This window comes from Sphingobium agri, from assembly GCF_023051225.1.
Lineage (GTDB): Bacteria > Pseudomonadota > Alphaproteobacteria > Sphingomonadales > Sphingomonadaceae > Sphingobium > Sphingobium agri.
The window spans coordinates 34055-54578 of sequence record NZ_JALKHS010000019.1; the positions used below are offsets into that span (position 1 = coordinate 34055).

General features: G+C 56.6%; 25 protein-coding genes. 11 read left to right on the forward strand and 14 right to left on the reverse strand.

The window, feature by feature from the left end:
* The first annotated feature begins 108 nt into the window (after positions 1-108).
* From MU848_RS17015 to MU848_RS17025, 3 genes are read left to right on the forward strand one after another with little or no spacing between them, the layout of a single operon-like run.
* A complete protein-coding gene (locus MU848_RS17015) occupies positions 109-600 on the forward strand; it encodes a TlpA family protein disulfide reductase (RefSeq protein WP_196226460.1) in 492 nt (163 codons plus the stop codon).
* On the forward strand, positions 590-907 hold the full coding sequence (locus tag MU848_RS17020) for a hypothetical protein (protein ID WP_247234402.1): 318 nt from the start codon (positions 590-592) through the stop codon (positions 905-907). The genes MU848_RS17015 and MU848_RS17020 overlap by 11 nt, the downstream gene beginning before the upstream one ends.
* Positions 904-1278, forward strand: a complete 375-nt coding sequence (locus MU848_RS17025) for a DUF488 domain-containing protein (protein ID WP_196225566.1) — start codon at positions 904-906, stop codon at positions 1276-1278. Before MU848_RS17020 ends, MU848_RS17025 begins: the two co-directional genes overlap by 4 nt.
* Before the next feature lie 218 nt (positions 1279-1496).
* On the opposite strand, the gene MU848_RS17030 is transcribed toward MU848_RS17025, so the two are convergent.
* The 3 genes from MU848_RS17030 to MU848_RS17040 form a co-directional block, all read right to left on the reverse strand.
* On the reverse strand, positions 1497-2345 hold the full coding sequence (locus MU848_RS17030; protein WP_247234404.1) for a LysR family transcriptional regulator: 849 nt from the start codon (positions 2343-2345) through the stop codon (positions 1497-1499).
* Positions 2346-2595: 250 nt separating this feature from the next.
* Complete coding sequence (locus MU848_RS17035; protein ID WP_230463259.1) at positions 2596-3054, reverse strand: DUF6306 domain-containing protein; 459 nt, start codon at positions 3052-3054, stop codon at positions 2596-2598.
* A 46-nt stretch (positions 3055-3100) separates the two neighbouring features.
* A complete protein-coding gene (locus MU848_RS17040) occupies positions 3101-3949 on the reverse strand; it encodes a LysR family transcriptional regulator (RefSeq protein WP_196225563.1) in 849 nt (282 codons plus the stop codon).
* Positions 3950-4747: 798 nt separating this feature from the next.
* Between MU848_RS17040 and MU848_RS17045 the strand changes: the two genes are divergently transcribed.
* Positions 4748-5389 carry a peroxiredoxin gene (locus MU848_RS17045; protein ID WP_167302967.1) on the forward strand — a complete coding sequence of 214 codons (642 nt, stop codon included), beginning with the start codon at positions 4748-4750 and terminating at the stop codon, positions 5387-5389.
* Positions 5386-6078: a carbonic anhydrase gene (locus tag MU848_RS17050; protein ID WP_230463258.1), complete on the forward strand. Its 693-nt coding sequence runs from the start codon at positions 5386-5388 to the stop codon at positions 6076-6078. Before MU848_RS17045 ends, MU848_RS17050 begins: the two co-directional genes overlap by 4 nt.
* An 862-nt stretch (positions 6079-6940) precedes the next feature.
* Here the strand turns inward: MU848_RS17050 and MU848_RS17055 are convergent.
* Positions 6941-7168 carry a hypothetical protein gene (locus MU848_RS17055; protein ID WP_196225562.1) on the reverse strand — a complete coding sequence of 76 codons (228 nt, stop codon included), beginning with the start codon at positions 7166-7168 and terminating at the stop codon, positions 6941-6943.
* A 234-nt stretch (positions 7169-7402) separates the two neighbouring features.
* On the opposite strand from MU848_RS17055, the gene MU848_RS17060 reads away from it, so the two are divergent.
* A complete protein-coding gene (locus MU848_RS17060; RefSeq protein WP_196226458.1) occupies positions 7403-8461 on the forward strand; it encodes an aspartyl protease family protein in 1059 nt (352 codons plus the stop codon).
* A 362-nt stretch (positions 8462-8823) separates the two neighbouring features.
* Here the strand turns inward: MU848_RS17060 and MU848_RS17065 are convergent, their stop codons facing one another.
* Both MU848_RS17065 and MU848_RS17070 read right to left on the reverse strand, forming a co-directional pair.
* Positions 8824-9663: a two-component system sensor histidine kinase NtrB gene (locus MU848_RS17065; protein ID WP_247234406.1), complete on the reverse strand. Its 840-nt coding sequence runs from the start codon at positions 9661-9663 to the stop codon at positions 8824-8826.
* Between the two features lie 249 nt (positions 9664-9912).
* Positions 9913-10386 carry a DUF2231 domain-containing protein gene (locus MU848_RS17070; protein WP_196225561.1) on the reverse strand — a complete coding sequence of 158 codons (474 nt, stop codon included), beginning with the start codon at positions 10384-10386 and terminating at the stop codon, positions 9913-9915.
* Positions 10387-10562: 176 nt separating this feature from the next.
* On the opposite strand from MU848_RS17070, the gene MU848_RS17075 reads away from it, so the two are divergent.
* From MU848_RS17075 to MU848_RS17095, 5 genes are all read left to right on the forward strand, one after another.
* A complete protein-coding gene (locus MU848_RS17075; protein ID WP_196225560.1) occupies positions 10563-11162 on the forward strand; it encodes a uracil-DNA glycosylase family protein in 600 nt (199 codons plus the stop codon).
* 2 nt (positions 11163-11164) lie between these two features.
* The gene (locus MU848_RS17080) at positions 11165-11710 is read left to right on the forward strand and encodes a DUF488 domain-containing protein (protein WP_196225559.1); all 546 of its coding nucleotides are present in this window, start codon (positions 11165-11167) and stop codon (positions 11708-11710) included.
* An 84-nt stretch (positions 11711-11794) separates the two neighbouring features.
* Positions 11795-12319, forward strand: coding sequence for a DUF4142 domain-containing protein (locus tag MU848_RS17085; protein WP_196225558.1), 525 nt, complete (start codon positions 11795-11797; stop codon positions 12317-12319).
* A 10-nt stretch (positions 12320-12329) separates the two neighbouring features.
* On the forward strand, positions 12330-12656 hold the full coding sequence (locus tag MU848_RS17090) for a cupredoxin domain-containing protein (RefSeq protein WP_196225557.1): 327 nt from the start codon (positions 12330-12332) through the stop codon (positions 12654-12656).
* A 26-nt stretch (positions 12657-12682) separates the two neighbouring features.
* On the forward strand, positions 12683-13384 hold the full coding sequence (locus tag MU848_RS17095; RefSeq protein ID WP_196225556.1) for an RNA polymerase sigma factor: 702 nt from the start codon (positions 12683-12685) through the stop codon (positions 13382-13384).
* A 212-nt stretch (positions 13385-13596) separates the two neighbouring features.
* Here the strand turns inward: MU848_RS17095 and MU848_RS17100 are convergent, their stop codons facing one another.
* From MU848_RS17100 to MU848_RS17135, 8 genes are all read right to left on the reverse strand, one after another.
* The gene (locus MU848_RS17100; RefSeq protein WP_196225555.1) at positions 13597-14070 is read right to left on the reverse strand and encodes a hypothetical protein; all 474 of its coding nucleotides are present in this window, start codon (positions 14068-14070) and stop codon (positions 13597-13599) included.
* A gap of 398 nt (positions 14071-14468) precedes the next feature.
* A complete protein-coding gene (locus MU848_RS17105) occupies positions 14469-14795 on the reverse strand; it encodes a hypothetical protein (RefSeq protein ID WP_230463256.1) in 327 nt (108 codons plus the stop codon).
* A gap of 6 nt (positions 14796-14801) precedes the next feature.
* On the reverse strand, positions 14802-16238 hold the full coding sequence (locus MU848_RS17110; RefSeq protein WP_230463255.1) for an efflux transporter outer membrane subunit: 1437 nt from the start codon (positions 16236-16238) through the stop codon (positions 14802-14804).
* Positions 16232-17131 carry an efflux RND transporter periplasmic adaptor subunit gene (locus MU848_RS17115; RefSeq protein WP_196226454.1) on the reverse strand — a complete coding sequence of 300 codons (900 nt, stop codon included), beginning with the start codon at positions 17129-17131 and terminating at the stop codon, positions 16232-16234. The genes MU848_RS17110 and MU848_RS17115 overlap by 7 nt, the downstream gene beginning before the upstream one ends.
* A 2-nt stretch (positions 17132-17133) precedes the next feature.
* Entirely contained in the window at positions 17134-17358 is a 225-nt protein-coding gene (locus MU848_RS17120) for a DUF1656 domain-containing protein (RefSeq protein ID WP_196225554.1), read from the reverse strand.
* Complete coding sequence (locus MU848_RS17125; RefSeq protein ID WP_247234408.1) at positions 17355-19448, reverse strand: FUSC family protein; 2094 nt, start codon at positions 19446-19448, stop codon at positions 17355-17357. Before MU848_RS17125 ends, MU848_RS17120 begins: the two co-directional genes overlap by 4 nt.
* A 152-nt stretch (positions 19449-19600) precedes the next feature.
* On the reverse strand, positions 19601-19804 hold the full coding sequence (locus tag MU848_RS17130) for a hypothetical protein (RefSeq protein WP_196225552.1): 204 nt from the start codon (positions 19802-19804) through the stop codon (positions 19601-19603).
* Between the two features lie 247 nt (positions 19805-20051).
* Positions 20052-20516: a hypothetical protein gene (locus tag MU848_RS17135; protein WP_196226453.1), complete on the reverse strand. Its 465-nt coding sequence runs from the start codon at positions 20514-20516 to the stop codon at positions 20052-20054.
* Between the last annotated feature and the right edge of the window lie 8 nt (positions 20517-20524).

Genomic DNA, 20524 nt, shown 5'->3' on the forward strand with positions numbered 1-20524 from the left:
GCGTATCGCGGGGGTGATGGTGATGGTCTTCGGCATCGCGATCGGCATGATGGTGACCTTGTTCAATCTGGCTCAGCTCTAGCGAAATGGTGATAGAAGGTGATCATGATGAAAAGCGCTGCAGCCCCGCTCGCCCCGGACTGGCATGTGGCAGAATGGTTCAATAGCTCAAGCCCACTTGATCTTGAGAGCCTGCGTGGCAAGGTCGTCGCTCTTCATGCCTTTCAGATGCTGTGTCCGGGCTGCGTCATTAATAGCCTTCCGCAAGCGCAACGCATCGCTCAGACCTTCGATCCGGCCGATCTGGCCGTCATCGGCTTCCACACCGTGTTTGAGCATAATGAGGTAATGACGCCCCAAGCACTGGCTGTCTTCATTCGCGAGTTCCGGCTGACCTTTCCTGTGGGCGTCGATCTTCCTGGTGCGGGTCCAATCCCGAAGACCATGGCCGGCTATGGGATGCAGGGGACGCCGACACTTGTCCTGATCGACCACCGCGGCCGCCTGCGCAAGCATACATTCGGCACGGAGGACGACATGCGCGTCGGGGCCGATATCGGCTTGCTCCTAGCAGAACGGGAACGGTCCGATGCCCAGTGAAGGTGACGATACCATCGATCCTGGCCAGCTTGAAGACGCGGTCCGTTACATCGCGCTGCGCCACCGTATCGATGATGGCACACTGGAAATCTTAGCAGAAGAGGTCTTGCACGACCGCTTTCGAACTCGCGTCACGCTAAACGAAGAAAAGCGCAGAGACTGCGTAATCGAGATCTGCCGCCAGGTCCGGCTCCTGCTTGCAAGCGGATCCGTCATCGACGCTATTGATGAAGCGTCGATCGAGTCCTTTCCTGCTAGTGACCCACCCGCCTGGATCGGACGCAAACCATCGGAAGGCAGGCGATGAGCACGCTTCGCATCAAGCGCATATATGACCCCGCGGTTCCGACTGACGGCTTCCGTGTCTTGGTGGATCGACTTTGGCCACGAGGTGTGTCCAAGACAAGGGCAGCTCTCGATCTATGGCTGAAGGAGATTGCACCGTCAGCGGAATTGCGTGAGTGGTTCGACCATGAGCCAGCCCGTTTCGATGAATTTGCCGAAAAATATCGCGCCGAACTGATGAACAACGTCGAGCCGGTCAAACAGCTTTGTGGCATCGTCAAATCCCGTAACACCACGCTTCTATACGGTGCGCAAGATCGGCATATCAATCAGGCTGTCGTGCTGGGAAAATTCCTTGCCAAACACGGAGTTCGTTTCAAGACGAACGGCTGAAGGACTTTGACCAAAATGATCTCTCGGCGAACCTCGCCCTCTAACAGTACACAGGCCCGTTCTGCAAAGTAAAGATATCGATAAATGTGGTGAAATCTTCAAGATCTGCAGGCGCAACCGCCGGATCTCCTCACGATACACAACCCAGGATATCACGCGTTCCTACCGGTGGCTTGTGCAACGAACGCTTGATCCATATCCAACGATGAAGGCTCGGTTCAGACCGCGATCTTGGCGGCGACATGAAGCCCCTCACGAATACGGTCCATCACCCCCGGATCGGCTTTGGTGGAGTGCACAACATAAGCCGAATAGGAAAATTCAGGACTGTTTTGGACCAGAGCAAGACGGTTGTCCTCGAGGTAGGGCCGCACGAAGCCTTTCCGGAAATATCCGCTGCCACCTGCCGCTAAAATGTATTCCAACGCTAAAGGACCATAGCTGATCGAAACGACAGCATTAGGATGATCAGGGAATGCTGCTTGGAAACTCGCCGCAAACTCGTCGCCCCAATCAATCTGCACATGGTCCTGCGGCGATAGTGGAGCAGCAGTGGGTGGAGTTCTCACCATCACCAGCTTTTCTTCGAACAGCAGCTCAGCGACCACGCCTGGCCGATGCGGCGCGGCGTAGAGAATCGCGACATCGAGTGATCCATCTTGGACCTGTTCCATTAGGTTCTCGGCTGCGTCGATCTGTGTTCGAACCGCAATCTCAGGACACTCGCGCCGCATCCAAAGCAGCCAGTGGCGAAGAAGCGGGTTCCAGAGGCTAAGCTCCACTCCCACCGTGACTACGGTCTCCCGACCCGGTGGCAGAGCGACTGCGCGTTGGGCGCGGGCCCAGACTTGGACAAGCGTCGTAGCGAACCTAAGGAACTGCTCGCCAGCAGGGGTCAGTTTGGCTCCAGCCTTGTTGCGGATGAATACCGCACAATCGAGCTGCTCCTCTAAAACCCGGATGCGGGCGCTGACTGCGGTTTGGGTGAGATTGAGATTGGAGGCGGCACCTACAAAGCTGCCAGTCTTCACCACCTCGAGAAAAGTCCGCGCAATGGCGATGTCCATGCAATGATTTCCTTACGCTTAATGCGTATTCATATGTGATCTGGAGGGGCCATAGCGATGGATTTGCGCTCGCTCAAGGCCGCTGCAGCAGCGATCTGAATGCCTTATAATCTCGGGGCCGCGAAAGGAATTTGTCCTACGAACCGCAGGTTTGTGGCGCCCGCGTTAGCCCTGCACCTTCTCAAAAATGGCGGGGCATACCGCCTTGGCAGCTTGGCGTTGACATGGAGGAACAACGCGACCGGTGGTTTCAATGGCCGGAATGTTCACGATCAAGGAGATCAGCGGCTTTCCGGACATTGTCTTTATGACTTTCCAGCATCTCTTTGAGGGCACGGTGCAGATGCCCGTCCCGAACGCGCGGCAGCAACTTTTCAAGCTTGCGGATGACCCATGCCTGGCCACGATTGAGGAATGCCAGCCGATCATAGGCTTCCGAGATAGCCAGCGCCTTTTCCCGAAATGCACCGGTTTTGCGCGATGGCCTCGCTCCAAGCCGGCAGATCTGCTTTGCCAGCATAGCGCACCAACGTGCTTCATCGTCGCGAACCGTGAGCATGAGTTCGATGTAGCCGCGCGGGGCCAACACAGTGCTGCTGGCAAGCGCAACCTTAGCGCCCGCTCGCTCGGCTTCGAGCAACGCATTGAGCTCGTCCAGAAGTTCATCGCGACCGATGTAGCCCATATACATGTCTTCGGCCTCGGCCATATAGCAGACTGGAGATGACGGCTCGTCTGGTATCATGGATCACCTGTCACACTGAAATCGCAGCGGCCTCCCGGAGGCCCGTTCGGATGCGGTCCATCACCTCTTGATCGGCTTTGGTCGAATGAACCACATAGGCAGAGTAGGAGAACTCAGGGGTGTTCGGAACGAGCGCAAGTCGCCCCTCGTCAAGATATGAGCGAATGAAGCCCTCGCGAAAGTAGCCACTCCCGCCAGTAGCAAGGATATAATCGAGGGCCAACGGACCATAACTGATCGACACTACGGCATTCGGTTCGTCGGGAAAGGCCGCCTGGTGGCTAGCGGCAAATTCCTCGCCCCAATCTACCTGCACATGATCCTCTCGCGCGAGAGGCAGATCGGTAGGTGTCGTGCGAACTAAAACCAGCTTCTCTTCAAAGAGGAGTTCCGCAATGATTCCTGGCCGGCTCGGGGCCGCATAAAGCACAGCAACATCCAGCGAGCCTTCTTGAACCTGTTCCACGAGGCGCTCAGACCCGTCGATATGCGTACGCACAGCAATTCCCGGGCATTCGCGCCGCATCCAAAGAAGCCAGTGTCGCAAGAGGGGACTCCATAAACTAAGCTCGGCTCCCACAGTCACCACCGTTTCCCGCCCCGGCGGCAAAGCCACTGCTTGTTGAGCCCGGGCCCAAACCTGAACCAAAGTGGTTGCAAATCGCAGGAACTGCTCTCCGGCGGGGGTTAGTTTCGCGCCAGCCTTATTGCGGACAAACAGCGGCCCATCGAGTTGCTCCTCCAACACGCGGATACGAGCACTAATCGCCGTCTGGGTTAAATGGAGATTGGCCGCCGCACCTACGAAGCTGCCGGTTTTCACCACCTCCAAAAAGGTGCGGGCGACACTGATATCCATCCAGCAAACTCCTTATGCCTATAGTGCAATAATATTCGTTTGCTTCATATATCCTAACTGACCGATATTGCCCGCGCAAGGGACATGCAGTCTAAGGCTGAAAATTTCGCAGTTCGAGCAGGATGCAAGATGAAACATCCAAGATCATTCAGGCCCGAGCACCCGCGTAGAAGGCACCAGCAGTATGCAGCAATATGGACACTACCAATTCTGCTGATGATCACAGGTATCGGCGTGTTGCATTTCCGAGCTCGAATAGTTTCTAGCACGGAAATCGGCATTATGGCGATTGTCTTCTTCGCTGGCGTTTGCGTTGGCATCGCCACGGGATTCTTTAATTGGTCAAGGCTGGACATTGCTCGTGAAAGATCAAATGAAATCCTACCTCCGTTCGATATAGCCTCAGTTTGGCCGCCAGACTCCCAACTATCAAACCCTTCGATCTGCAAGGATGGCAATCAGGGGCCCGAGGCAGCGATGAAGCAGACTGAGGTGACGCGGAGGGACCATGGAACTCGCTCAGAATAAGAGAAGAGCGGGATCTCCCCGCCACAGCCTGCTAATGGGCTCACGGTGACTGAAGCTATATTGTCGACCGCATTATTGCTGTGCTGCTCACAAGTGGTCCGACCAGAAGAGGAACACAGTTAGGGCTTGCCTCGGCGCTAGCGGTATTCCGTCGTGAGTTCAGCAGGACGATAAGTTATACCAAGGTTGTTGTGGTAAAGTATCAATATCATTCATTTGCTTGATGTTTTTATTCACTCCACAATGGGCTGGCCACCATGAGGAGTCTCCATGACCATCCAGCTTGGGCAGATTGCCCCCGATTTCGAAGAGAACAGCACACACGGCGTCCTGCGGTTCCACGACTGGCTTGGGTCAAGCTGGGGCGTATTATTCAGCCATCCCAAAAATTTCACTCCAGTGTGCACCACTGAGCTGGGCGAGGTTGCCAAGCTTCGGCCCGAATGGGACAAGCGCAACGTCAAGCCAATCGGGCTTTCGGTCGATCCGGTAGAAGCACATCGCCGATGGGAGAGCGACATAGAGGAAACACAGGGCGCGAAGCTCTATTTCCCAATGATCGCAGATCCCGACGCCCGAGTTTCTACGCTGTACGATATGATCCATCCTGAGAGCGATCCGACTGTCACGGTTCGTTCGGTGTTTGTCATAGACCCCTCGCGCAAGGTTCGTCTCATCCTGACCTATCCGCCATCGACCGGGCGAAATTTCGCAGAAATCCTGCGTGCAATTGACAGTCTTCAGCTTACAGATGCGCGCAGCATCGCCACACCTGTCAACTGGAAGCCGGGCGAGCCTGTGGTGATCTCGCCCAAATTATCCAATGAAGAGGCCTCACGCCTGTTCCCACAAGGCTACAAAACCTTGAAACCATATTTGAGAGTCGTCGACCTCGAGGAAGCTGCTCAATGATGGATCTTGGGGAAAAGCCGGCAGACGCAATGCCCGCGGCCACTAAGCGCGACAACAGTGATGACCTGACTGCCCTATTCACCCGCAACCGAGCATGGGCTCAATCCAAGACCTTGGTTGATCCCAGCTTCTTCAGTCGGCTTATCGACCAGCAGAGGCCCAGCTACTTTTGGATAGGCTGTTCAGACAGCCGCGTGCCCGCGACTGAAATTGTAAACCTCGATCCCGGCGAGATGTTCGTACATCGCAACGTTGCCAATCTTGCGATCGAGGATGATCCCAATTTCGCGGCGGCATTACAATTCGCCATCGATGTGCTGCGCGTTCGACACGTCATAGTAGTGGGTCACTACGGCTGTGGCGGCATTCAGGCTGCCATGGCACCTGACACCCACGATGCAATCGGCGATTGGCTCGCTCCTGTAAGGGCGGTGCATCATCAGCATCCCTGCGAAGCCGCGCCCACGCAAGCAGACGCTGACGCCCTCTGCGAACGCAACGTTGTCGCCCAGGTAAAAGCCCTCACAAGCAACCGTATCGTGCGCGCCGCGTGGGAAGCGCAAGCTGACGTGACACTGCACGGATGGATCTACGCAATCAGCGATGGATTGTTGCGCACTGTGTGCGAGCCGGTCTCTCGACACGCCGAAGGTCTGCCACGACACGACAACGTGAAGCACGCGAGATGAGCATGCCTCGTTCTTCCTCATATTCGGATACCGACACCCGCACCGTAGCATTGGCTGCCGCCATCGCAGCATGCAGACGAGCCACGGCGCCGAGCCGTGCGCTGGATGCACAGATCGCCTTGGCTGTTTTTCCATCCCTGATTGAACTGCAGGATGCAGACACCGGCATCTGGATCCAAGCCGACGGCACACGCGTGCGTGCCCTACGCTATTCAGAAGCCCGCTCGGCTGCCGCAACACTCGTCCCTCCAGGCTTTTGGATCGAAGAAAATGGCGCGAGTACGGTCGTACTGGGCGCGGACGGCACGTGGGCGGACGGACATAGAAATCATGCAATTGCGCTCTGCATCGCTGCTTTGAGCGCGCGCCTTGCCGGAGCCGCACGTGATCACTAACCGGCCAGTCGCGTTGCAATTTTTCGACTGCTGGTCCGCTACGTCCACTTCTCCTAAGTTTGGAGATTTGCTGTGACGAAAAATACGCGGTCCATTACCTATTTCAATCTGCTGGAGATGAAATGAGATGTTGATTGATGTCTTCAATGGCCGCGACCATAAGAATGCCATACCCGCTGGCCGCTTCCATTTTTTGCGCCCCCCCCACGCCGGGAGAGCGAGTTGAACTCAATGGTAAGATCCTAGTTGTGACACGTGCGTGGCATCAGCCGGGGACCTGCTACGCTGGAGCTAAATTCGCCATTCTGATCAGCGAGCAAATTCCGGCAACGGCGACATCAGAGCCCGCGTTCCCCGTCCATGACGAGGTAAGTGAGGTTATTCAGCCGTAAAGTAGCTGATGCAAATTCCAAAACACATCCACTGGCGAGCGCTCGTAATGAAGACCTAGCATGGACTTAAGACCATCAATTCATCGCTGAACTCGCCCTGTATCCCGTCTCATATTGAAGTTCACTGCTTTTGCTTTCTCTATTTCGAATAACACTGTTTCGATTGCCTTTCTCAAGATTTTCTAATGGGAATGCTTTGTGAGCGAATTGAGTGCAGGTGGCACGCTCATCAGGATGATGGCGATGATCAGGATAATTAATAAAGATAATCCTCAATATAATATTCGGATATATCTCGGTCATATTTCTGATCATACTCGAATTCTGACTGATTCAATTAGACTCTCTTTCTCGTCTTGCTTATAATTCGCTTATTTTACATCGCTTTGAAATTGTCCCACCGAAAAAATCCTTTTTGATGGCACTAAAGCTGATGAGGCGCGCTTGTTAAAACGACTGCTCGGCAAACTGTCATTACCTTCGAAAATTTGTGCTGGAACTCGAGCTGCAGAGGAGATCGGCAACCCTTGGGAGCCGATGGATCTTCGACGTCGACGCATGATTTTCACGTCTGTGAAGCTAAATGATCGGACAGTATCTGCTTTGGTGGATAGTGGCACCTCTCGATCGATCATTAACGCTAGCTTGGCGAGAGAATTGGGACTTGTACCTCTTGGGGAAACTTCAACTACATCCTTTACCCGTAGAGTGTCGGGGCTAAGCTATCGCGCGCAAACTATCGAGGCCGCCGGCACGATCGTCCACGATCTGCCCATCGACAGCTATGGAGCGGCAGACTTAGACGCTCTGTCCGGTCAACGCATTCCCTTGATCGTTGGACGCGACGTGCTTCGAATAATCGATGTCGAGGTAGATTTCATCGGGGACCGCGTCCGTTGGCTCAAAAAGCAACCAGATACGGATTTTAGAGCCGATTTCACACTGCCCCTGCAGGGTGAGCGCGCTGCCTTTCCGTCGATCGATCTTATACTGGAAGGAAGGCAACGAGTAAGAGCGCTACTTGATTTAGGGAGCGACACGCCGATCACCGTCGCGGCGGATTATGCACGGGAGCATGGGCTGCTTTATGAAAGGATTCAGTCATCGGCCGTATCTATCGGCCTAGAAGGCGTCCTTACCAATATCGCATTTTCACTGCGCACGGTTCAAATCGGCGAGATCGAACTACATGATGTTCCGGTCCATGCAGTGGAGAATTGGAAGCTAGCAGAGCCCATATCGTTGGGCTGGCCCTTGTTTCACTCATTTCACATGGTTTTGAGTTTAGGTAGAAAGTCACTTCAAGCGACGGTGGACCGACACATACTGGCTTCCGAGATCCAGAGAGACAGACTCGGGATCTCTGGCAGCCGCGAAGAAAAGAAGCTGGTTATCTCCCATGTCGCACAAGGAAGTCCAGCATGGCAGGCAGGATTGCGCGTCAATGATGCGGTCGTCAGTGTCGACGGGCGCTCAATTAGTCGTAATTATCCGATACCTGGCGAACGATTAGGTTTTCGTCGTCCGGGTAGCAGCATTGTTCTTGAACTTTCTAGTGGACGGATGATACACTTGACACTGGAAAATTACTTCTGAACTTTTTTAGGCGGGAAGTATAAGACATCATAATCCATAAAATTATAATAGGGTCAGCGATGACTTAGTTGGCACGTTACTACAATAACGCATGGTAGGTAAGCCGATCCAATTCACCAGCTTTTCATCTGGGCATTAATGAATTTACCCTGCTTGGGCCGCAAGTAGGAATGTCGCCTCATTCGCTCACTTCGGGCATACGTCGTCACGGCGGCTATGACACTCACCAGCCGTGGCTGGGGCAGTTTTAGCGCTCCCACGCTGCGAAAAGCCAGTCTTTCGAATACCACTGTCCCGTCTCCGGCTGAGACAGCTGATTCTGTTGGCAAACCTTTGCGGGCACCGTCTTCCTTTTTACCGGTTCATCTAGATGCCAAGATGGAATGGTCGGCATCACGAGCCGCGGCGGGAGCGGGAAAGAAGAGATCAAATGTTGTTCCGACACCCAATGCGGTGTCGACCCTTATTGAGACGCCGACCTGCTTCATAAAAGCATCAACTTGAGGGACCCCCAGCCCGGTACCTGCTCCAGCCTTGGTGGTGAAGAATGGGTCAAAAATTCTGCCACTCACGTCCGTATCCATGCCCGTTCCGTTATCTCTCACTCGCACGCGTATATAGCGCTGGGGCTCGTGATCGAGTGACAAAGATTGAAAGATCAAGGCAGTGCTAATTTTGATAATACCACCATCAGGCGTCGCATCTCGAGAGTTGACGACAAGATTCATTATTGCTGCATTGAATTGTGAAAGTTCCAAATCAATATCGGGTAATTCGGAACCTAGCTGCATCACAATTCGAATGTCGGATCCAGCAGCATATTGCAACAGCGATTGCAATCGCCCCAGAGCATCATTGACATTCTGCGCGCGAACGTCGCAATCATGGCCGCTCGCAAAATTTAGCAGACGTGCTGTCATCCGGAATCCGCGTTCTACCCCCTCCTGAGCTCCCGTTAGAAAGCCGCCAAGCGCTGAAGGGTCAGAAGCGTTTCGTTCAGCCAAACGTACAGCTGCGGAAATCACCCCAAGAACGTTCCTAAAGTCGTGCACGAACCCTCGACTCATTTGGCCAAGAATAAGCATTCGCTGGATATCATCGGAATTCTGTATGCGATCGATATTGCCCGACTGCTCACTGTCGCACGCGGTGTTTGGAGCTCCGCAATCGGTCGGTAGCCTGTTCGCATCGTCGACCAGCATATAACAGTCCTTTTGCTGCCGTGTGATGTTAGGGACCGTTCACATTCCCTATGACTGCGAACTTGCTCCTCCTATTAGGTAAAGTCCAATTAATATAATTGCGCTTCAATACAATGTTCTTGCTTATATTCTTTCGCCGTTTGCCTTTAGTTTTGCAGAGTTTTTGCAATCTAAAGATTTGCAGGAAAGTAGTAACGGCTGGCTGCATCCGACGGACATGTAGGAAAGCAACACAGTGCTTCATTCTGTTCAGCTGGATGTGAGGTCTTTCGCTTCCTGTGCAATGCCCACGCGGTGCCGGTAAACCATTTCCCACCCCTTCCAGCCGTTGAACAACAGCATGAGCGTGGCGACAATGGAGAGGCCAAGCCCAGTCGGAAGGACGAAGCTTATCCCGTCTTCCAAACGCCTCCATAGATTTATAGTCTCGATCAGCACGACCGTGACGTTCCCAATCAGGTGGTACCAAGCAGCCCGCAAGCTGCGTATGCGCCGGTCACCAAGAAAATCGGTGAGACCGGCAAGCGCCGCCAGCGCCGCCATGGCCAAGCCAGCCCCGAGGAGATAGGTCGCCGCCATAGGCCAAAATGGATCCAAACTTTGACGGTAGGCGATGTCCACCGCAAGGCCACCAACGAAGAAGGCGATTGGAAATGGGATCAACATAGGATGAAGCGGGTGACCAGCTACGCTGGCGGTACTTTTCGGGTTTGAATGGTGCATAGCGATCCCTCCTGCGGTGAGAAGCTGCAGATACTTTGGCGCTTTTCCGCCATGCCATTAGATGTCGAGAGCACGCTTAGGTTCCCGATTCCAACAAACCTGCCGCTAAGGAACCTCAACACGGGCCCGTGCCTTTATAATCCAGTGGCATTTGGATGTTCTTCCTTCGTCTCCGCATGACGGCTTGGATTGGGGTTGGTGTGGTTGTTTTTGAGGATTTGGTTGCGTCGATAAGAGGTTGTCGTGCCTGCGCCCACCTGCTTCCCGTCGAGCCACGGCCAGTCATTCAAGTGTCGCCTCAGGCGAGGCTGCTCATCGCGAGCCAAGCGCCCGGCTCCAAAGTCCACACATCAGGTATCCCCTTTTCAGATCCTTCGGGAGATAGGTTGCGCGACTGGATGGGGGTGACATCCAAGACATTTTATGACGCCAGCAGAGTCGCTATCGTACCGGTCGGCTTCTGCTATCCTGGCAGAGCTAAAAGCGGAGATGCCGCTCCGCGTCCCGAATGTGCCAGACTGTGGCGAAATAGCCTGCTCACCCAATTGCCGCGCATCAAATTGACTCTGCTGGTCGGCACCTATGCACAGGAGAATGCCCTCGGCGCCGGACGGATGACTGAGCGCGTGCGTCAATTTCGCGAGTTTCTGCCGAAGTATTTCCCACTACCCCACCCCTCCTGGCGCTCTCGCATGTGGGTCTCTGCCAACCCTTGGTTCGAACTCGAGGTGCTCCCGGAGCTTCGCAGGCAAGTCCAAGACGTTCTGGAGCAGTAAGGATGAGCGCATCACCCGACGGACGCCCGATTTACACGATAGGCCATTCCACCCGCACCATTGAAGAATTCATTGACATCCTGCGCGGTGGCGAAGTCCAGTGCGTTGTTGATGTGCGGGCGGTTCCACGATCACGGACTAATCCTCAATATAATTTTGACAGTCTACCGGAGACACTCAGCCGCTTTCAAATGCGCTACGTACTGATCGAGTCGCTTGGCGGCCGTCGTTCTCGTCAGAAGAACGTAGCGCCTCAACTGAATGCCTTTTGGGAGAACCAGAGCTTTCACAACTATGCCGATTACGCACTTTCGCCGCAATTTCGCGGCGGCATGGACCAACTGAAGCATCTCGCCCGAGAAGTGTTGTGCGCTCTTATGTGTTCGGAGGCCGTGTGGTGGCGCTGCCATCGACGTATAATTTCTGATTATCTGCTCGCAGACGGCTGGAGGGTGCTGCACCTCATGGGACAAGGCCGTATTGAGCCTGCAAAGCTATCCTCTGGAGCCGCGCTAGCCAGCGATAGGGTCATCTATCCTCCGGAATAGAGCTTGTCGACAGGCGAAATCAGCGGGAACCGATCGAGAAATCCGGCATCAAAGGCTTACCGACCTACTCATGGGAGAAGAACGATGATCGCCAAAACCTTGCTCGCTTCTGCATCCGCCCTCCTCCTGTCCGTTTCACCGGCCACTCTAGCCGCAGAGGGCCCCACCGATCCGCAGATCGCGCAAATTGCATACACGGCGGGCCTTCTCGATGTGCAAGCGGGAGAGCAGGCGCTGCGTCAGGCGGCCGACCCCGCGGTGCGCCAATTCGCGCAGACCATGATCCGCGATCACAAAGCAGTTAACCAGCAGGCGATCGCGCTTTTGAAGAAGTTGGGTGTGAAGCCCGAAGCGAGTGCGACAAGCGAGAAACTCACATCTCAGGCCCGGGGTACAGCCGCGCAGTTGGGCAGCCTGACTGGCCCATCCTTCGACAAAGCCTATATTCGGAACGAGGTCGCGTTTCACCGTCAAGTCAATGAAGCTCTAAGCACCACGTTGATTCCTAACGCCCGCAACGCCCAGCTCAAGTCGCTTCTGGAGAACGGACTGGCTTTGTTTCAAGCGCACCAATCGCATGCCGAACATCTACTGAGCCAATTGAAGTGAGGAGCGCGCCATGGGTCCGTTTCAGTCTTTTGCGACAGCCATTGCCAGCGCTGCCTTGTTAGCACCGGCGCCTGCGGGAGCAACTCCGCGTGGGCATGTTGTTGTGATCGCGAATATGAAGTTCGGGCCGATGCCCCCGCACCTTAAGGCGGGCGATACGATTGTCTGGATCAACAAGGACATCATCCGGCATACGGCGACCGCCAAGGACCAAACTTTCCATGTGGACCTTCCCCCGGGCGGCCGTGGAAAAACCGTTGTGCCTGGGCCTGGACGTCATGCATTCTACTGCGTTTATCACCCCACGATGACGGGCTCTCTGTCCGTTTTCAAGTGAACGATACCGCGTCAGGAGGCAATCCAATGCGAGTGCACGAAACGCTGGATTACAACCAATCGGACGATATCTCCCTTGCGAAAGGCTTCTCCACTGGAGAACCAGCGGCGGTTCGCGTGATTACGCAGCGCCACAATCAACGCCTCTTCCGCGCCGCATGGTCAATCCTCGGTGATCGTACAGAAGCAGAAGACGTCGTCCAGTCTTCCTTCATGAAAGCTTTCTCAGCTGCGGCGGAATTTGAAGGCCGATCCTCGCTTTCGACCTGGCTGACGAGAATAGCAATAAATGAGGCATTAGCCCGGAAGCGGTTGCTCCATAGGCAGCGAGCAAGACTAGATGAGAATTCGGTGGTAATCCTCCAGGAATATCGGGACAAGCTGATGCGTGGGTCCACAACGTCACTGCTGCCCGACGGGTCGCTTGCACAGCAGCAGATCCGCCATGTGCTGGAAAGCGCAGTTGCTTGCCTATCGGATGATTTCCGAACGGTTTTCATCCTTCGACACATAGAGGGCATGAGTGTGGAGGAAGTGGCTAACTCATTAGAAATCCCGCCGGCGACGGTCAAGTCGAGAGACTTCCGAGCTAGGCGAATGCTAAAACGACGACTTGCACCAGAGCTCAAGAGCGCCTTAACTGGCAGTTTTCCATTCGCTGGTGCAGACTGCGCAGCGATGACTAACCGGGTGCTTCAGTCGATCTGTAGCGCTCGCGCTGGTACCTGACTTCATCCAAAGCCTGGGACTTTGTTCTAGTTGCAAACGAGGTCGGCGGTGTCACTGGCAACCCCGTTCTATTGGGGTGAAGCGTGGCAACGCGTCGCGAATTGCTCTCATAGCTCGGGAACGGATCGGGCAGCGAATTTCCGCAGCAGGGGGTCATACAGCGTAGGTCCCGAAATCAGCGGAAGGCTGCGTGACCTCAGACGAGCGGCAGCTTATTGTAAGAGTTCACCTGAATCTTCATGGATCCGACCGGCGTTACGAAGCGAAGCTGCCTGCTTGGCGCCTAGCGCTTCTTTGCGTGCGATGGCGGCTTGCTGTTCGCAGGCGATCGCCTTGGACGCTTCGGGGTGACATTTGCCCACGACGCGCTTGCGCTGGGCGAGCGGTCGATAGGCGAAGATCGTTTTGCCTGGGACCGAGATTTGTTCGTACGTTTCTGCAGGAGATGCCGCGATGGTCCCTACGGGAACGATTGTCACAACAAGGGCGCCAGATATACGAACAGTCCTCAGGCCGTTGGTTCGACCAACAAGGCTGAGGGATTTCTTGCACTGATCCCAAGCAGTTGAAAGCGAAGATGCGCACCAACTGACATAGCCGGATATCGCCCGCAAGTTACATGGGAAGTGCTTTTCATAGTAAACCAGCACATTCATTTTTCTATTTATTTTCGAATGAAAAGCCATTGCGTAGCTCCGATCAATAACAAAGTATTTTTGAATCAGTATTCATTGAACGACCGTATGCGCTTCATGCGATCGACTTCAGTATGTGACAAATGAATTATTTTATTGTGGGTCACACAAACTTTTGCGCAAATAGCAAGAGCATGCATGTGCGTTATACCAGTCAATGTCGTGCCTGCGCGCAACATGAAGACTGACGCCATCTTCGCCTCCTATCGACCACCCTACCCATTGCTGGCGTCGAAACTCTCGAACAGCGCGCTGTGCCGAACTTTAAGCTGCTTCTCGCATCTGGCGGCAATGTTTCACCCCAGCACCGCAGGCGAGATGACCGGCACGGTTAACGTTATGATAAGTCAACACTGTTAGGCCACCAGACCGCAAACAACTGAGTATCTTCAGAGGAGCGGCGGCTCCCTGTAGAAATCCACCTGCATCTTCATGGACCCGAGCGGCCTCACGAGATGCATTTCGCGCGGCCGGAAGATGCCGGGCCGACTGTGTTCGAGGATACATTCGGATGGCGGCTCGATGTCCGTCAGCCGGAATGGCCTTCTAGAACCCGGATCAGCCCCCTGACCCATCCCGATATCGGGCCGCTTGCGCAGTGCCGCCGACAAGGTCTGCTCATCGAACATGGGGGTGGAACGATAGGGCATCCGGGCATCGGCGCTGGCTGGAACCCCCTTCTCTGCCCACCTCAATTGACGAAGAGCGAAGTCCATCGAAGTTCAACTTTCGCCCTGCTCCCAGCCTCCGCCTAGGGCGAGGAACAGGGACACCTGATCGTCGGCGATCCGGGCCTTTGACGTCGCCAGCACGGCTTCAGCTTCGGCAGCTGCTCGCTGGGCATCCAGCAGGTCAAGCAGTGGGGTGCGGCCGGCCCTGTAAAGAATCTGCGCATCGTCCCGCGCTTTAACGGACAGGTTTCGCGCCAATTCCAGGCGGGCGTGGCGGTCAAGGTCGCGCCCATAGCTTGTCAGGCTGGTTTCAACCTCACGAAGCGCGTTGAGCACTATTCCGTCAAACTGCGCCAAGGACGCGTCCGCTTTTGCGTTCGCTTGGTGGATCCGAGATCTGACAGCTGGGGTGGGCAACGACCAGGAAATGAGGGGGCCTAGGCTCCAATGATTGGCAGGCCTTGTGCCAAGATCAGATAGAATACCGGTTGAACCTAGGCCCGCACCCAGGCTGATGCGCGGATAGAGCTCCCCGATCGCTACGCCGATCCGCGCCGTGGCAGCGGCCAGATCGCGCTCCGCCTCGCGCACGTCGGGGCGCCGCTGCAACAGGCTGGCCCCGTCGCCGACTGGCACAGGGCGCGTCAGGTGAGGAGGTTCGGCGCAATTGGCGACTTCGATTGGGAACTCCGCCGGCGGGCGGCCGGTAAGCACCGCGAGACGATATAGGGCGGTTTTCCGTCGCGCTTCGAACACCGGCAGGGCGGCGCGCCCCTCTTCCGTCCGGGCATCAGCCCGGAAGGCGTCGGTCCGCGCGATCCGCCCCGCACGGCCGAGGCGACGCAGGACACCCGCGCTTTTCTCCTGAATGTTGACGACCGAACGGGTGGCGGCCAGTTCCTCTCCGGCGCTGCAGGCTTCCACATAGGCGCGCACAACATTGGCCACCACGGTCACGCGAACAGCGTCGCGAACAGCGCGGCTGGCTTCCGCATCGGCCTCGGCAGCCTCGACCAGGCGCTTTAACTGGCCGAACAGGTCAAGCTGATAGGCGACACGGATTCCCACGCTGCCGACGGTCAACGGGGGGATAGGTGTCTCGCGCAGGTAGGACTGGGTGGAAAACTGTCTGCGCTCTGAGGCGACTTCAGTCTCCACCTCCGGGCCATATGCGTCCTTGGCTTCGTGGATTGTGACTTCGGTACGCTCCAGGTTGGCAGCGGCGACCCGAAGGTCGGTGTTGGCGGCCAAGGCCTCTCCGACAAGCCGGTCGAGAAGCGGGTCGTCATACAGTCGCCACCAATCCTGAGGAGGCGCGTCGGCATCGACGGGAAGGCCGGCAGCGCCGACGAATTTGCCCTGGGCGGCAGGGGATTTGAGCACCGCGCTGTTTGGACCTTTGTAATCCGGTCCAACCGTGGTGCAGCCCGCCAGCAGCCCCGCACCGAGGGCGCAGAGCGTCAGGCGGCTCATCGCTTGCCTTACCATGGCAGACTCCTTTGGATCTTGCGTGCGTCGGCACGTGGATGAATCACGACCGTTGCCGTTTGTCCGGGGATGAGCCGCACATTCGCCGGCTTGTTTTCGATCTCGATCCGGACCGGAATGCGCTGGGGCAGCCGGACCCAGTCGAAACTCGGATTCACATCGGCGTATTGACCGTCGGTCCCGCCCCGCTCGCGGTCTTCGATGCCGCCAGCGATGCTGTGGACGCGACCATGAATTTCGTCCGCGACGCCCATGATGTAGATGCTCGCCTGATCGCCGACCTGGATAGCCGGCAGCTTGGTCTCCTCGAAATACCCCTCAACTCGGAGGGTCTTTCCATAAACCAGGGCCAGAGCAGGCTTGCCGACAACGACATAGACTCCTGGCTGTAAGGTCGTATTGGTAACGACCCCGTCAACTGGCGCGCGGACCAGCGTGCGTTCAAGGTTGAAACGGGCGAGGTTTCGGGCAGCAACAGCCTGCGCCACCTCTGCTCTGAGTTCATAGGTCCGAGTACGTCCCTGTTCAACGGTCTCTGCGGCAATCACCTCGCGGATCGCGCTGTTGCGGCGATCCTCGCGAACCGACTGCGCGAGCGAAGCGCGCTTGTTCATCAGGGTTGCATCGGCTTGTTCGAGGGCGAGTTGGTAACGCGGCCGGTCGACGACGAACAGCACGTCGCCTTTGCGTACGGATTGGTTATCTACGACCCGCACTTCGGTGACGAGTCCGGCGACATCGGCAGACACGGGCACCATGTCGGCACGGACCTTGCCGTCACGCGTCACTGGATCGACTTGATAGCGCTGCCACAGCGCGTAGATTCCGCCAAGAATGACGAGAATGACGAAAAGCGTCGCGATCGAGCGCGCAAGATGGTGTCGTGAAAGCATGGTCATGACATGAACCAGAAGTGAGAGGTGAGATCTGCTCCCGCACTTAATCCCCACCACAGGAGGATGAAGACAGCGAGGTCAAACAGGGCGGGCTGCCAAAGGAGTCGATAGAATGTCATGCGCTGCATCGGCGTGCGGACGACATATACCAGCACGCCCGACAAGACCGCCGTTGCAAGAGCGGCGGGCACGTAGATACCGCCAAAGTGAATTTCCTCGATCATGCGCGACCTCCTTGCACCATCCGCAGGGTGGCGGTCTTGCCGGCGGTTAGGACCGGAGCAGCGGCTTCGGGGAACAGGTTGCAACGCATCGCAACGAGCGCACGCAGCGCCTGCCTGCAGTATTCGTCGAGCAGTTGGGCAAGCAGACCGTCGATCGACCGGTCGATCGGCACCAGTAGCGCCGCGTCGGCTGGTACGATCTTGGAAAGCCGCGTGCAGCCGCGATAGTGATCGGCGACGCCCGCCAGCACTAGGCCAAGGTCGTGGCGCAGATCGTGTGGGACATGGGACAGGGCCTTACGCACCGGAATGACATTCCGCCCAATCCGCAGATCAGCAAGGCTGTCGGCAGCATGAAGGTCATCGCCCGGACGAGCCGCGACGATGCGCTGCGCGATCTGGCCGAGCCGGTCCACGGAGCGCGCCGTCCAATCTCCGGGACGGAACGGCCGGCGGATGTCCGCCAGCAGGGCCAGCTCGGTCCAGTTGGCGCGCATCACGCGACGCAGAGTCCAGCGCGCGCTTGCAGTGCGAAACAGACGCGTGACGGCCAGCGTCGTGACGATGCCGCCCAACTGAGCAATGCCGGTGTTCACGAAGGCGGAAAAATCGGCCTGGAACCGGGCGAGGAAACCCATAGCCACGATGAAGCAGGAGAACATTGGCAACGCTTCGGGCGAACGACGCGGATCGGCCTGAATATAGCCCATCCAAAGGAGCGCCGGAGCCAGCGTGATCATCAGCATTTCGTAACCGTCGACGCGAGGGAGGACCACGAACAGGTAGAAGGCGGCCAGTGGGAAGGTCTTCAACGTCGCCTTCAGATATCGGCCGATTATCGGCGATGGATCATCATGGGCCGCGAAGGAACAGGTGATGAGCGCCGCAAAGGCGGCCGTGGCGGAGCCGCTGGGCCAGGCCAGCAGGATCCACACCGCACAGTAGAGGATGATCGCCGCCGCCGTGGCCGCTCCCGCCAGCACTGCCACACCGTGATCGCGCGCAAGCCGGAACGACTGCTCATGTCCGTCACTGATTTTCAGACGACCCGGCGACCCGATGCGATTGGCAAGCCGCTGCGCGCTAGCGAAGGCATTCAGAAACTGAGCAAGGCGAATTGAGGCGCTGGCGGCTAGCAGCGAAGGCCAGTCGCCGCGATCCTCTGCCTGCCTCGCCAGCCGCTCGCACTCGTCAATCAGTGCCCCAACTTGTGCCGTCCGACTTTCTGCCGATCCCAACCAATCCATCGTGCGGACAAGCAATCCGTTAAGTTCGGGCAGGATACCATGCTCGCGTTCTATCAGGTCGAGCCGGTTGGCGGCAGCCGACGCGAGCGGGATGGTATTGGCAAGCTGCTGCTGGAGCGCAATAACGCGGCGCTGCGTGATGGGCGCGGCGCGTTGATCGAATGGCAGGTGGATTGCGATCATCCCCAACTCGGTGACGTCGGATGCCAGCGCACGGCGGTATGCGTTTTCCTGCTCGCCATTGTCGCCGCTCAGCACTTCGACCGACCAACGGCGCGCATGTCGTAAGAAGGACTTAGCCCGATCGCGGATCACGGGCGTTGCGCTCCATGGTTGCAGCACCGCGTGAACCATCGAGACGCTCAGGATCGCGACGGTCATTTCCGCAACGCGCCCTGCAGTGGTGTCGAATATATCGGCGGGATTTTCGATGTAGGGAAAGCTGATTACCGCCGAGCTGAAGGCTGCCATTTGGAACAGGAAAGCGCGCGGCGTCCTGTCGAGCACCGCAAGATAGATGCAAAAGCCCGTCCACGCCGCCATGCACAGCACCAGCAGTTCCGGTGCATTCTGGAGGTTGGGAACCACCGCAATCGTCACGATGGCACCGGTCGCGATTCCGGCAAGGCGATACAGCATCTTGGGCCGGAATGCGCCCGACATGGGCTGTGCCGTCACATAGACCGTCAACAGCGCCCACCAAGGACGTGGCAGGCTGGCCGAGAACACGATCGCCAGCGTGATCGCCGCCGCAAGGAAACTGCTCAGCGAGAACAGCAGCTTGCGCGCGTCAATGGTCAAGCTGACCGAAGGCCAGGAGAGCGATGACTTTGCAGACGACATTTGCGAGGCAACCGTGACTAGACCGAAGCCGCCGGCAGATCATGCTCCGCCGCGTGCCTCATTTCGGTCCGCCTCATAAGCGCAACTCTGCGCCTCCGCGTAGATCAAATTACTTATAGTTTAGTGCAAATGTTTTCATTCTAAGTTGGACATCACTCTTTCGTGTCGCGTCGGACAAGTATCGTCATGACCGTCGGCAGCGCCGTGACGAGCGCGATGGATGCCTGCGCTTCCGTTAGCGCATGCACCTTAAATAGGGTGCAGATCGCAGCGGCAACCGCAGACAGGATGATCGTTTGAGCAATGCCACCGAAGCGCAACGCCGAGCTCTCTGTCTCCGGCCCATTATTGCGCATTGTCGCATCCTCTCGCAAGCTTCGAACAAGGGGTTTTCGTTCCTGCTCGCTATAGCTGGACTAGGCGCGCGACGTGGTCAAACGAATGATTTTGGAGGATAAGACAACAATTTCGATGCGTTTAACGCCGTCGTCATAGGCAGCCTTCACCGTGGCATTGGTGAAACCGCCCTTTGCATACAGCAGCGCATTCTAAGTGACCCGAAACCCGACGCAGAAGCCGTCATGAGCAGAACGTGATGCTGCTTCAGATCAAGCCGTGGCTGCCACCAACCGCGCCTAGTACTGTTATAACGGAGAGCGCGAGAAGCACGCGATGCATCCGCTCCATGGCGCGAAAGTCGGCTTCCGGATGAACCGACCTATCCGTGCGGCGATGAACAAACATCGGCTCGATGACGAAAAGCATGGCTGCAAAAATGAGCCAGGTGAGCAACATCGCATGCATCCACCAGAAGCGAGGATCAGCGAAACGAACCCACATATGCCCGCGTTGAACCATCCAGAGGCCGCTCATGCCTGCAAGCAGGACCCAAAACCTGGCCTGGAAGGCAAAACGCCCCTCAAGCTGGCGAAAGAAACCCATCCGACTGTCGCCAGGAGCGGCACGGCCGATGGATGGCATCACGACCAGGGTGACAAACGCCACTCCTCCAATCCACAACACGATTGCCAGGACATGGATCACGCGCGCTATGCTGATGCCATCCACCGCCGAAT